Here is a 14,802-nt window from a genome sequence, read left to right as displayed (position 1 = left end):
GTATTAGTTTACAACTCTACTTATTTTATTATGTAGTTGTTCTAAAGAAAATATGTATAAATTATTATAATCGACTAGTTCTTCAGAAATAATCCATAAGGTTGTTATGTAGTTTTTGTACATAGTATGTCTTTATATAAAAGTAAGAATTGATGATTCTACTGATGTTATTACTTATAACTCTAAAAAAAATATGTGTAAATTACAATTAACTCAGAAAAAGAATAGATCATTTATATATTTGGTTAACAGATACTATCATAAATCAGAATATAGGCTTACCACACTTTCAGTTCAATCTTATAGCAAATTAGAGCAACTTTATAACAATATCCAGTAATAATACATTACAAGGTTGCTAGATAATTTTGTCGGTAATGTTGTAATATAACGATGAGTATAAGTTTATAATTGTACTCATATTTATTATCTGTGGTATTAATGAAAATATTGATAAACTGCAATAAACTAGTGTTCTATAAAAAGGAATGTCATATATTGTAAATATAATCCATTACAAGATTGGTCAATACTTTTGTAAGTAATATAATGATGAACATGAGTTGATAATTATACTAGTTATTATCTGTAGTATTAATGAAAATATTGATAAACTACAATAAACTAGTGTTCTATAAAAGGATGTCATATATTGTAAATATAATCCATTGTAAGATTGGTAAATACTTTTGTAAGTAATATAATGATGAACATGAGTTGATAATTATACTAGTTATTATCTGTAGTATTAATGAAAATATTGATAAACTACAATAAACTAGTTTCTATAAAAGGAATGTCATATATTGTAAATATAATCCATTACAAGATTGGTAAATACTTTTGTAAGTAATATAATGATGAACATGAGCTTATAATTATACTAGTTATTACCTGTAGTATTAATGAAAATATTGATAAACTGCAATAAACTAGTGTTCTATAAAAGGAATGTCATATATTGTAAATATAATCCATTACAAGATTGGTCAATACTTTTGTAAGTAATATAATGATGAACATGAGTTTATAATTATACTAGTTATTACCTGTAGTATTAATGAAAATATTTATAAACTACAATAAACTCGTATTCTATAAAAAGAAATATCGTATATTATAAATGAAAGTATATTTATTATATTGGTAATATAATTTTATACATGTATTATATGTAGAAATATGTTATTTTAACTTTAGTCACTTTTTGTGATATTTTAATCAGTAGTATAGTTAAATAAAAATAAAGAGTTATAATTATTAACTGGTACTTTTCAAAATATGTAATGAACATAAGATAGAAAAACATTACTTACTGTTGAAGATCTGTGTAATGCATGTGGATATCTCGAAATATTGAGTGGGTCTTTTCTAGTTTAATATTGATTGTACTTTGTTTTACATTAGATATAAGTATTCAGCTAGTATAAGATTAATAATGTAGATGTAATAAGTAGTGTTATTTAATAAGTAGCTATCTGTTTAGGATTATAATTTTCATATGTAAGGAAATTATTTTTATAGGAAAATCATTTACTAAAGGTTATCAATGTAAAGATGATTTTGCTTATATTAGAGCAGTAAATTGGGTAATCAATGTTACTTTAAAAATATAGAATAAATGAGAATTTTTCTTACCTTAATATTGAGATACTTTTTTTGTGTAATGTGATGTGTAAATCTTTAGTTATAAGGTACCTTTTAGTATATTAATGTTACAAGAAATGATCGAAAGAATTGATTATGTTTTTTATCTTGGTATTGTCTATATTTTGTTCATGATACGTTAAGTTTTAAGAGAAGGGGTTACCAAGCCTTAAGATATATAGATGCTACTAATAGTGTGATTGAATTACCTAGCTTTGTAATGATGATTTTCATGTATAAAAGATTATCTGTAAAATTATTAAGTACTGTTTCTAGCTTAAAATCTATTTAGTGTGGTACAGAGTCTCTAGTCACATTGTGGCAGATTATAGTACTTGTTAGTTGTAAACCGTGTGCTAGCTTGTTTTAGAACTTCTTCTACTAAATCATATAGCATTGCTAGATTAGTATTAACATATAATACCATAATTTTTTATAATGTGTGAATTGATTGATGCATTTTTAGATGTGTTTATATTGTAATGATACTTAAAGCAAAAAATTTTCTTGCCTTATGTTATATTCTCATTGGCATGATAATATACATAGCATCATCATTATCCTGTTCTTGTATTAAAATGGCAGTGTTTGCATCATAGAAGGATAAATGACATTTCCCTTTAATACAGTATAGTGCTTCCATTAAGTATCTTGCATTCAGACCTATGGTGATTTCAGATGTAGAGTAAGTATCAATTTCTAACTCTTCTCTTGCATCTCCTTGATCTGAAGAGGCAGCACTGAGTATTAACTTATTATCGGTAAATTTGAGTTTTATAACTTTTACCTTATCGAAAACAACTACAGAAACTCTATCTATTGCATTAGATAATACTTCAGAATCAATAAGGACGTTCTTATCATGAGATTTTGGTATAATTGAGTTGTAGTCTGGAAAAATGCCATCTATTACTTTAGATATTAAAATATATTCTTTGTATTCAAAACAAATCTTTCTATTTGATAAACTAATTGATATTGGATCGCTGCTATTACCATGACTTATTATCTTTAAAATTTCATTGACTGTTTTTTTAGGAACGATAATGCCAAAGTCTGATACAATATCTTCTACTTTACTTAATTTAGCTAAAGATAGTCTATGTCCATCTGTAGCAGCACAACATAAAGCCCCATTTGATGTATGTACATATACTCCATTTAGGTTAAACCGACTTTCCTCAGCAGAAATTGCAAATTTAGTTTTGCCAAAAAGGTTTACTAACTCAGATACTTGTAAGGTAAACTTGTCTTGTAACTCATTGTGTTCAATTACAGGAAATTTTTCTATGTCAACAATAGGTAAGGAAAACTCTGTACGGCTACATTCTATGGTTAATCTCCCATCTTTACCAATAGTAAACTTGATTTCAAAATCATTAGGTAATTTTCTTACTATGTCATAAAGAAGCTGAGCAGATACAACTATAACTCCATCAACTAAAACATTAGCGCTAATTGATGCAACAATTGAAATATCGAGATCTGTAGATGTTAAACTAATTTTTTTATCTTGTGCTTCTATTCTAACACAGGACAATACGACAATACTATGACGTTTTTCTACAATACTGTTGATATAAGATAGCGCTTGTAAAAGCTTATCTTTGCCAACACAAAAATTTAGTGTAGAGTTACTGGTCATATGTTCTTATCAATACAAAGTATTCAGGTGTTATACAGAGTAAACACTAACAAGTCAAGTATGCCTCTTGTATTTTAATGATTAAGATGCATGACTAAATATGTCAACATTATCCCAACCTAATAAGTCCAATTGAACTCGTGTAGGAAGAAAATCGAAACAGGATTTTGCTAGTTCTTGCTTATTTTCACGCTCTAACATAGCATCAAGCTTACTTTTTAATGCATGTAAATGAATAACATCTGATGCAGCATAGTTTAACTGTTCAGATGTTAGAACCTCTTTCCCCCAATCAGACGACTGTTGAACTTTATTCAATTTGATGCCTAATAACTCATTACAAAGCTCTTTTAAACCATGATGATCTGTATATGTCCTAGCCAACTTTGAAGCTATTTTAGTACAGTAGCATGGTATTGCCCATATACCAAGGTAATAGCGTATTGCAGTGATGTCAAAGCGAGCAAAATGAAAGATTTTAGTTATGCTTAAATCAGATAAAATTTTCTTCAAATTAGATGCTTGATATTCAGTTGAAGGAAACTTGACCAAGTGCACGTTACCATTACTTCCAGACATCTGTACCAAACATAACCTATCTCGCCTACACACTAAGCCCATAGTTTCTGTATCGACGGCAACAGTATTGCCAAATTCTACCCCATCAGGCAAGTCATAATCATGTACAAATATAGGCACAACTCCCTCACATATAGGCGTATAACATCATATAACTATTGTACCACGTATAAAAGACCTATCAACCATATTATGCTTCTTCAACGTACTTTTTGTCAATTTCTTGTCTATACATCATATCGTTATTAGTGTTGTTGTTCCATCTATATCCTTCTTCTCCTCTATCATCATCACTTTCGTCATCATCAACACATTCTTTTAATACGTAGCCGCGTCCCCACACAGTTTCTATATAATTTTTACCATTATTAGCTACTTTGAGCTTTTTGCGCAACTTACACATAAATACATCAATGATTTTGTCATCTGATGGCTCATCTAGCTCTCGATATAAGTGAGATAAGAACATTTCTTTTGTAAGTACAGTCCCTAATCTAGAAGACAATAATTCTATCATCCCGTATTCCTTTTTAGTGAGGTGTACTATTTCACCATTACATTCAACACATTTATGATCAAGATTAATTGCAATGTTACCAACGCGCACTATTGATTCAGGATGTCCTCTGGTGCGACGTACAATAGCTTTAATTCTTGCGAGTAATTCGCTTTTATGAAAGGGCTTTGTTACATAATCATCTGCTCCGTAATATAAGCCTTTAACTTTATGTGACACTGATGAAATACATGACAATATAAGAACAGGAACTTTTATTCCAGATTCACGTAGTTTTACTAAAATATCGTACCCATCTATTTTGCCAGGGAAATGTATGTCTAATATAACGATATCATAGTCGTCATTTTTTGGAATGATACTACCATAACAATCTTGAGCAGAAGTCATAGTTTCACAAAAATGTCCTTCTGAAGATAGAGAAGCCTCTACTGCCTTTGCACATGCAATATCATCTTCTATTAATAATATACGCATAAATACCTCTAAAAATCCAATAATCCATAACTTAAATATATAAAGCACTTAGCCTAATCTAAAGACATAATCAACCTATAACAACTAAATATTTCATCAAAAGTTAATACATAGTGTTACTATGCTGTTCAAGTATAATAGTAAATTACATGTAATATACTTTGAATGTGTTGCATATATAACACAAATTACCCTCAAGACTATTAGAGATATTATAGTGAATACACCTAATTTTCCTTAATCGGTAAAATATTCTACTGATTATACATAAACACAAGTTAATACTTTATTAATAATAAAAATAGTAATTACAATAACTATTATATATTAATAAACACACATACACTAATATTAAAAGTTTGAAATGTTGTATATTTCACACGGATCTAGCATACCAAATAATTCTACCTAGTATTTCCATATCTTCTAAATGACATTCATAAGATGAGTATTTTTTATTATCAGAAACTACATGTAACTTAATTTTATTACTATCTTTTAAATATTCTAATCTTCTAATGGAAATTCCGACTGAGTCTACAATGACAAATAGACCTGCAGGGTGAGGGCTCTTGTCACTTATATCTACTAATACAATGTCTTGATTCATCAATGTTGGGATCATACTATCTCCTTTTACGTGGTATACACGTAGATCTTTCATATTAGGTGTTAAATTAATATTTGAAGAAAGATATAAATTAACATCTCCAGAAGATGAAATCTGACCATTTTCTAGTTCTAAATTATATACAGGCAATATATTTGTATTACCTTGTCCACAAATGTAGCTATCATCGCTAATTAAGTAAGATAAAGATACATTTAATACTTTTGCTATTGCCATTAATTTCTTAGATGTTGGATTAGTTGATTTACCGCTTAATATATCGTACACAAAAGACTTGCCAACTTCAGCTCTATTAGCAAGTTCACGTGCATTTATTCCCATTTTATCCATTTGATGTTTCATTCTAGTAACGATTATACTATTACTTGTTTTCATAAACTCCCCTTATAGTTAATATTTATTACATTTTTGTACAGTTTAAAGTATATAAACTCAAGTAATAATTGAACAATTCATTTATGATGACACCAAATTATCAAATTATTAGCACGAGAACCGTGTAAAATACAATTGCTATATTAGAAGCTGATAACTACACTTGCTAGTGATTGTAATAGTTGAATAAAAAATGATACAAGATAAAAATTGGTGCTTATAATAACTTCTATATCGCATAATTTAGTAAATGTTGTCATGTTACTGTAGTTAATTTTCTAATTTATGAAACAATTAGTTAGGATAACTAATATGTAATATTCAATTGATCTAGTAGGTAGTAAAATATGTAAATAAGCGTTTTAACATGAAAGTATTTGTATGATCCCTTACACTATTCCATAATTTGTCAAGCAAATTAGTAAGCAAGTTAGATATGATGCTCAATAAATTTAAGAGTCATGTAAATGGAATTACTATTTGTAGTAGTATATTTGATATTAAATAGATACTAGCCAGTTTACTTGACTATTTATACAGGTAATTAGTAAATATGTTTTATAACTCATTTCTAATGGGTCTAATAGTGACACAAAATAAAATCAATATTTGTTATGAAGTCAACTGTATAAGAGTGAAATATCATATGTATAATATTTTATTGTTTTCATACTCGTACTGAATAAATTTTAGTATATACTGCAATCGAATACCTCAAGCTAACCATATTATAAACATATAAAGTTATATGTTTGTATTATTACCGAAAAGCTTGTGGTATTGAATTATGTGTTCTACACTAATAGCACCTACATAACATCTGTAAAATATTTAAAGAGTTTGCTATTTACTGAGCAAAGCATTTGATATAAATGTTTCTGCAGCACTAATATCTTTCCATCCTTCTACTGATACAAACTTATCTTCTTCTAACTTTTTATAGAATGTAAAAAAATGGGAAATTGAATTTAAGAATGATACAGGGAAATCTGTATAGTTTTGTATACTAGAATAATACTGATCTACTTTATTAACGGGAACAGCTAACACTTTAATATCTTCTCCACCTTCGTCATGCATAACTAGCACACCTACTGGTCTGGCGCAAATCAATACTCCATTTGTAATTGGAAATCTAGATGCAACAAGTACATCAACTGGATCTCCATCTCCAGCACAAGTATGTGGAATAAAGCCGTAATTGCATGGATAATACATAGAAGTAGGTAAAAATCTATCTACACAAAATAAGTTTTTCTTTTTATCAAATTCGTATTTTACTGGGTAAGAATTTTGGCTAATTTCAATAATAACGTTTATTTCTTTAGGTACGTTATTACCACTAGTTACATTATCTAAATTCATAATTAACCTCTTAGTATAATACATAATAAACAATATAAAATGCTATAGTATGAAACAAGTGTTCATATTACTGTAGCATTAGTCAATATACCTATGCTTCAACATATTTCTATTAAAGTACAAGATACTTTAAATATATAATACCTTTCTGTAAGATAACATAGAAATTTTTGTACTGTATGAAAATATGTAACTGATGGTGTAGTAATAGTAATTTATTTGAGATTTTAGCATGGAAGGACACTCTATAAATATGGTATATTTAATAGTGCAGTAGTTTCATCACAAGACATCATAATATTAAAGTTTTGTACTGCTTGACCAGATGCTCCTTTAAGTAAATTATCTATGTTACATACTATAATAACTGTATTAGGTATTCTGCCTGGAAAGACTCCTATATAACAATAATTTGTTCCTATAACGGATTTAGTTGTTATAGCTTTCTCTTCATCAATGAAGATAAATTTAGAATCTTTGTAAAAAACTAATAGTGCTTCTCGTATATCAATTGGAGATACACCTTCTTCCAATTCAAGGTATATACTAGATAACATTCCACGTTTTACTGGGATTAAATTGGGTACAAACTGTACATTAATGTTCTCTTGACATGCTGCAAAGCAAAGTTCCTGTTCTATTTCTGGTATGTGTCTATGTTTTGAAATATTATATGACTTTATAACATCATGAATTTCACAGAAGAGCTTTTTTTGATCAACAGACCTGCCAGCGCCACTTACACCTGATTTTGCATCGACTATTATATTCTGGCTTTTTACTAAACGAAGTCTTAATAGCGGAAACAATGGTACTAGTGCAGAGGTAGCATAACATCCTGGACAAGCCACAAAACGTGACTTTTTAATTTCTTCCCAATATATTTCTGTTAATCCATATACAAAATCCTGTATTAGGTCTGGGCAACAATGTGCTCCATACCACTCTTTATATGTATCAATATCTTTGATTCTAAAATCAGCTGATAAATCTATAATAATTTTTACTTCATTGTGGATTTTTTTTACAATTTCATTTGATTGTCCATGAGGTAAACACAGAAATATTACGTCTACCTTAGATAGATCAATAGAAGAAAAACATGATATACTAACTGGTATACTGTCTTTTAATACATGATCATAATGAGAAGATAACAGACTTCCAATAGATTGAGTAGCACATAAATACTTTATCTTCACCATAGGATGAAAAAGTAATAAACGTACTAATTCCACACCTACATAACCTGTAGCTCCAACTACGGCAACTGATACTTGATAACTCATTTTGGAGATTATCTTTTAGAGAACTGACAACTTTTTCTAGCTTTGTGTTGACCGTACTTTTTACGTTCCACAACACGTGAGTCCCTAGTCAGCAAGCCACCAGACCGTAAGATAGCGTGAAGGCTAGGATTAATGTCAGCTAATGCTTTACTAATTCCATGAGCTACAGCACCAGCCTGTCCTGAAATACCACCACCTTTTACAGTTGCAATGACGTTATAACAACCAGATGTTGATGTTACGATAAATGGATTATAAACTTTCCTACATAAAGTATTTTTCTTAAAATACTTAAAAAGATCCATACCATTTACGGTAACATTACCTTTTCCTACTGCTAGCCATACACGTGCAACAGCTTCCTTCCTTTTACCTGTTCCGTAAGCACGTCCATGAGCATCTACTTTTATACTTTTAGGTTGATTACCTTCATGCTGGTAATTAGGTGACATATCAGGATTGCTATCCATTATTTCCTCTTGTTGTTTTTAATATTAATTGATGAAAAATCTAACTGTACAGGCTGTTGAGCATTATGCTTATGTTCTGGGCCGGAATATACATATAAGTTTTTTAAACGACAACGTGCCATTGGACCAGTGCTGAGCATACGGCGTACTGCCATTTTGATTATACGTTCTGGATGCTTATTTAAAAATAAATCAGCTGGTGTACAACTCTTTATTCCTCCAGGATAACCAGTATGCCTATAGTAAACCTTACGTTTTAACTTATTGCCTGTAAATTGTACCTTTTCTGCATTAATAATAATTACGTTATCACCACAATCCATATGGGGAGTGTACTCAGGTTTATTCTTGCCACGCAAAACAGTTGCTACAAATGCAGCTAACCTACCAACTACAGCTCCACTTGCATCTATTACAACCCACCGTTTATTAATCTGACTTGCTTTTAAAGAAAAAGTCTCCATATGCATCCATTGCTAATAAGCTCTGATGATAATAATACAATGCTTTCTTGTCAATAAAAACTCACTAAGTATTTAATCTTAAAATTAAATGACTAACAGAGAATATAAATAAGCAAAATCAATAACTGTATTATATGTAATAATGGTGATTATTTAAAATTAAGTAAAATACAAAAATAAACATATTAAAGAGTGTTATCACATATAGTGTTTACTTTATGGAGTTTTGATGGATAGATCCATAACATAAAATAGTAATACCAGATCAACTACCTACCTGAACATCAGATAAATTTGTTTTATCTCCAAACAATACTGTTACCTTAATAATAAGATTATGTTCTATTTTATAGACTGAGAATTTATGCATATTTATCTTGATGATATTCAATAGTGTATAGTTTAAAATTGTAAATGTTTGACCTAAAGTTATATTATGGATTTTAAGGTGTACTTGGCTTATTGTTTCTCTGATTGTAATAAGATTGTTAAATTAACTATACAATGTTAGTAAAGCAAGTACTTTTTTAGTATTATCAAGTTAATGCTTTAATTTACTGTTTCTCGTTACTAAGTTTGGTTGATTGTAGGTGATAATTTGATAATATAAGTAACCATTCTACCTGGGTTATATTAGTTTAATCTATTGTAATTGACTAATATAGAGGTGTCTACTGGCTTATTTATATAGAAGCTAGTGATTTATATAATAATTATATGACTAGGCAGTGTTTATGTATTAGTAATTAAATAAGTATATTTATTATTCTGGTCAATGGCTTACTTGAAATACATTGGTACTATTCCATAATGATGTCTACATTTATTATTAACTTACTGATAGGGTGTTTTTGAGTCATGTTATTAATACTACTTGTATATTCAGCATAGGAAAATTTGTTAAAGGTAAATATTTGAATGTTATGTTAAATAATGTTGAACTTTGAGCAATTAATTGGTAACTTGCTAAGTTATCAGTGTATTGATAATGGTTCCTAGTTGATAAGTGGATTATTTGTTATTCTAAAGTAGTAGATTTAACTATTGCTATTTTTATATAATATTCGTGTATTTAGAATAAAAAACTCATTTGATGTTGGTGTAGTGGGATTTGTTTTTAGTTAACAAGGAATATATTGGGGGTGGCAGTTACTTTGAATATAGTTTATTTAATCTCTTGAGAATTTGTGATTTATGTTATCCATTCCAGGATAAGGGTAAAAAATTGTATTTAATCAATCTGGGTGTTTCACCATTTTATTTAGTGTTGTAAAACTTCTAGTTTAATGTATATCAGTTATTGAGTTGTTTTGTTATATTAACTAAATCAGTTAAACACTTTAGATATTCTTTGATAAGGTATATTATTTGAATTAGTCTAAGTTTTCTAGATTATTTAGGGTAAATGGTGGATTTATAAAAAAAAAGATCCCGTAATTGTATTTTATGGTAGTATAATCTGGTTAATAACCAATTTTCCAATTATACTTGGATGTATAACTAGTGATATAGTGTTATATCATTTAAATTACACTTAATGCTTGCTAATGAAAATTAATTACAGTTTAATCGTTGTCAGTATAATTTTTTTGCATAATACTAGAAATATTTAATTTATTAGATTTTGTATGTATAAAACCTGTTACATCCTAATATTGATTATGGTATTAATTATGCTGCCTCATGGTAGTTATTGTACTGACCTGAATCAAGCATTGCATGCAGCATTGAAAAATAATCCTAGTATAAAAGCAAAGTTCTATGGTTCTTTAGAAAATAGACAAAGACTCAAACTGAGTAGTATATCAAAATTTTTACCATCGATTGTATATTCATATAACTCACGTTTTCCTGGTCTGACTTCAGATCATAACATAAAAAACATGAGTATTAGTGTAACGCAACAGGTATTCAATGGTGGAGCTGATGCTGCTGCTTTTCAGCAAGCTAAATATTTAACGAATATTGAGGAAATCAATTTCTTATTAGAAAAACAAAACGTTCTCCTTAATGCAGTAAAAGCGTATATGAAAGTTTTAACAACATCTGAAGTTTATAAGCTGACTCAACATACAGAAAAGGTTTTAACTGAGCATTTATTGGCTACAGAAAAAAGATTTGCTTTAGCAGAAGTGACAAAAACAGATGTATCACAAGCAACTGCTAGGTTATCTGCTGCTAAGTCAGAATCCATTAAGGCGTATGGTAATATGAAAGCTGCAGAAGCTAGTTATGTTCATACAATAGGAGAATTGCCAATTGATTTACAAGATCCTGTTGCACCTGTGTTACCAAGCTCAGTGGAAGAGGCTTTAGAGATTGCACAACGGAATAATCTTTCTTTACAGATATCTAACAATGGACATAAAGCAGCTAAACAAGGTGTTTTAATTGCACTTGGGCATTTATTGCCTTCTATTAGTGTATCAGCTGTTACCTCCTATACAGAAACTGATATTCTTAACAAGGATATTCAAAAAACTGAAGATGTTTTTGAGATTAAGATGTCATTACCTATATTTCAGCAAGGACTTAATCTTGGAGCAGTGACACAGTCTGAGCTTGCTGTAAAACAAAAAATGTATGCATATTATGAAGCATTGAATTCGATAAAAGAATCTATTGTTTCAAATTGGGAGAGCATTTCTACAGCTAATTCTATGCTACAAGCTGCGCAAGATCATGTAAAGTATACAGAAGTTGTATTATTTGGAGTTAAGAAAGAAGTTGAATTAAACTTAAGGACGATTCTAGATGTGTTAGATGCAGAAGAAGAGTTATTGAAGGCAAAAGTAAATTTAGTTAATGTACAGAGTAATGTTATCATTAGTATATATAATTTACTTGCTTTGATCGGACAATTGAATATTAATTAATTTATTTAATATGATAAATTTATGAGTGATACTAATAATTTTCAGTCTATTAAAGACGTAATTGCTAACATTAGGAAAGTTATGTCTAGCAATGATACGACAGATTTGGTTACTGATCAACAGGATACTAGTAATGAAATATTAAACTTAGAAGATCCAGAAAATATTGTGGAGTTAAATAATATACAGTGTGCACGTAATACATTAAGTGAAATCAATCAAACATTTCAAGCTATGGCTGATTTTTCAACAACAGTGCCCATAAGTCCAGTGTCTCAGATCAATATAAAGCCTGATATAGAAGTAGCAATGACAAGAGAAAAAATTTATCCTGATCAGCTATCTAGTATGAATCAGTTTATATCTATAGAGCAATCGTCTCAAAAAAGACGGTTAACAACAAAACATACTATATCAGAAGGATTATCAAAAATTGAAGGTACTGCATCATCAGAAATTAAAGAAATACATCACCAGAACTTGCTGTCTCCTGAAAATGTTTTTGCAAGTAGTGAGGAAATAAAAAAACTCATCACACAAATACATCATTATACTACATTGCCTAGTGTTACTGCTCAAGATAAAAGCCCTACTATAGAAGAGTTAGTAATAAGTATACTCAAGCCAGAGTTATCTACATGGCTTAACAATAATCTACAAAAAGTAGTACAAGATATTGTTGAACGGGAAATTAAACATATAGTAAAAAAATCAAATCAAGGTTAGGGAAATTTAGATATATTAGTTTTCTTTGTAATATTAAATGTTGAGAGTTATAGGTTTAAGCTGGTACTTTGTAATGTTATAAAGGAATGAGGTTACTATTATTTATTATTGATGTGGTATTTAATTGAAGTTTTACTAAATAGCATATTTTAAATTATATGTATCTAAGTAATCCTGACATCAATTTGTTATCATTTAGTATTTTATGCATCTAAGATTAGGTAGTAGCCATGCTAATCTATGTGACAGTAAAGTGATTTTATAAAAATATGAGCTCATTCTTCAACTGTTATATAAAAAATAAGCACGTGTAACATAAACTTTTAGTAATCTAGTGTTTTTTATACAGGTATAGCATATATAGTTATTTAGTCATATATGATAGGAAATAAGAAATCCATTATTTAAGTATTAAAGTTATCGTATATGTTATAAGAGTGTTTAAGGTTACTGAATAAGTCATTATGTAATAATATGTTTATTTATATGGTTCTAATAACATATAATTGAAGTATATAGGCTTCCATGATATATTAACATAGGTATGTGTTTGTATTTCTTGAATAGCAATATTTTTTAAGGGGTTTTCTATATTACTTGATATATAGTGTACTTTTTTGATTATGAGTATGTAGTTGCTTATGCAGTTTTTGGGAGACTTTGGTACACTATTTATATTAAAAGAATACACAATAATAAGTAGTTGTTTTATATGTTTTAGTGAGAGAAAGAGAATTTATATTTAATATATATTAGATATGCATATAAGTACTAGTAAATTATAGTGGTGCTACTAATTGTATTTGATACAAGTTAATAGAAACATGTAACAACAATAAAAGCATATGCTGACTATAACTTGATAAATATACAACTATCTAGATAACATAAAAAAGCTAGTTATTTAGAAGTAGCTTCTTGAGCAGGAGTTGGCTTATTATTTTTATCTAATACTTCGGAAATTGAAGACTTTAACACTTTAAGCTCCACACCTTCTGATACTTCTACAAAAAAGTGCCCACCTGTTGCATCAACTTTTGTAACTATGCCGAATATACTATTGGAGATAATAACTTTATCACCTTTTTTTATACTTTCTAATAGTTTATTATGTTCTTTGATCTTTTTCTGTTGTGGTCTGATAATAAAAAAATAGAATACACAGAAAATCAACACTAAAGGGACTAACCCTGCAATTGAACTTCCAACTCCTGAAGCTGAAGCTGATGATGTTGCTGCTGCTGCAAAAACTTCAGATATAATTGACATGTTCATGACCATTTGTGTTTACATAGAAGCTTAACTATAATTGTAATAACATAGGTTGTCAATTGCCAATTTGGTTTGAAATTTTCTCATGTAGTATATTGATATGCTGCTTATAGATAGTTAAGTATGATTAAATGATCATTACATGTTGTAGTCTATATTAGATAATATACTATGTTAAATTATCACAGCATTATAAGGTAATATTATAATAAAATTTATTTATTGAATTTACAGTAATAATATCAGTAGTTGCTTTTTTATATTGAATAAATTATCTGTTCTATGCTAGTAGGAATTGATGTTATCGGTGTTAAGTAATACTGGTTTGTATGAAATTATGATAAAGTTTATAGTTATCTACAAGAAGAATGTGATTTCTATAATAGTGTTCTATAATTACGTAAAGCGGTATTTTTTAAGTAATACTGCAGTAAAAATTTATTTATCAAGTTTATAGTAATATCAATAG

General features: G+C 28.7%; 11 protein-coding genes. 2 read left to right on the top strand and 9 right to left on the bottom strand.

What is annotated here, in order from left to right; genetic code table 11:
* Nucleotides 1–2,164: 2,164 nt before the first annotated feature.
* The 8 genes from dnaN to rplM form a co-directional block, all read right to left on the bottom strand.
* Entirely contained in the window at nt 2,165–3,292 is a 1,128-nt protein-coding gene (gene dnaN / locus ERUM_RS04260) for a DNA polymerase III subunit beta (protein ID WP_011155467.1), read from the bottom strand.
* Between the two features lie 81 nt (nt 3,293–3,373).
* Nucleotides 3,374–3,991 carry a ribonuclease D gene (locus tag ERUM_RS04255; RefSeq protein WP_011155466.1) on the bottom strand — a complete coding sequence of 206 codons (618 nt, stop codon included), beginning with the start codon at nt 3,989–3,991 and terminating at the stop codon, nt 3,374–3,376.
* 70 nt (nt 3,992–4,061) lie between these two features.
* Nucleotides 4,062–4,865: a response regulator transcription factor gene (locus tag ERUM_RS04250; RefSeq protein WP_011155465.1), complete on the bottom strand. Its 804-nt coding sequence runs from the start codon at nt 4,863–4,865 to the stop codon at nt 4,062–4,064.
* A gap of 376 nt (nt 4,866–5,241) precedes the next feature.
* The gene (locus tag ERUM_RS04245) at nt 5,242–5,871 is read right to left on the bottom strand and encodes an ECH_1013 family putative transcriptional regulator (RefSeq protein ID WP_011155464.1); all 630 of its coding nucleotides are present in this window, start codon (nt 5,869–5,871) and stop codon (nt 5,242–5,244) included.
* Between the two features lie 843 nt (nt 5,872–6,714).
* Nucleotides 6,715–7,236, bottom strand: coding sequence for an inorganic diphosphatase (gene ppa, locus ERUM_RS04240; protein WP_011155463.1), 522 nt, complete (start codon nt 7,234–7,236; stop codon nt 6,715–6,717).
* A gap of 245 nt (nt 7,237–7,481) precedes the next feature.
* A complete protein-coding gene (gene argC, locus ERUM_RS04235) occupies nt 7,482–8,525 on the bottom strand; it encodes an N-acetyl-gamma-glutamyl-phosphate reductase (protein ID WP_011155462.1) in 1,044 nt (347 codons plus the stop codon).
* A gap of 8 nt (nt 8,526–8,533) precedes the next feature.
* Entirely contained in the window at nt 8,534–8,995 is a 462-nt protein-coding gene (gene rpsI, locus ERUM_RS04230) for a 30S ribosomal protein S9 (protein WP_011155461.1), read from the bottom strand.
* The gene (gene rplM / locus ERUM_RS04225) at nt 8,995–9,459 is read right to left on the bottom strand and encodes a 50S ribosomal protein L13 (RefSeq protein ID WP_044148750.1); all 465 of its coding nucleotides are present in this window, start codon (nt 9,457–9,459) and stop codon (nt 8,995–8,997) included. The genes rpsI and rplM overlap by 1 nt, the downstream gene beginning before the upstream one ends.
* Before the next feature lie 1,673 nt (nt 9,460–11,132).
* Between rplM and ERUM_RS04220 the strand changes: the two genes are divergently transcribed.
* The gene (locus ERUM_RS04220; RefSeq protein WP_231837212.1) at nt 11,133–12,335 is read left to right on the top strand and encodes a TolC family outer membrane protein; all 1,203 of its coding nucleotides are present in this window, start codon (nt 11,133–11,135) and stop codon (nt 12,333–12,335) included.
* A 21-nt stretch (nt 12,336–12,356) separates the two neighbouring features.
* The gene (locus ERUM_RS04215) at nt 12,357–13,061 is read left to right on the top strand and encodes a DUF2497 domain-containing protein (protein ID WP_011155458.1); all 705 of its coding nucleotides are present in this window, start codon (nt 12,357–12,359) and stop codon (nt 13,059–13,061) included.
* A 900-nt stretch (nt 13,062–13,961) separates the two neighbouring features.
* Here ERUM_RS04215 and yajC read toward each other — a convergent pair.
* Nucleotides 13,962–14,330, bottom strand: coding sequence for a preprotein translocase subunit YajC (gene yajC, locus ERUM_RS04210; protein ID WP_011155457.1), 369 nt, complete (start codon nt 14,328–14,330; stop codon nt 13,962–13,964).
* Nucleotides 14,331–14,802: the final 472 nt, after the last annotated feature.

The sequence above is a fragment of the Ehrlichia ruminantium str. Welgevonden genome, from assembly GCF_000026005.1.
In the GTDB taxonomy this organism is placed as follows: domain Bacteria; phylum Pseudomonadota; class Alphaproteobacteria; order Rickettsiales; family Anaplasmataceae; genus Ehrlichia; species Ehrlichia ruminantium.
The sequence above is the reverse complement of the archived record's forward strand: the minus strand, read 5'-3'. Positions and strand labels throughout refer to the sequence as shown.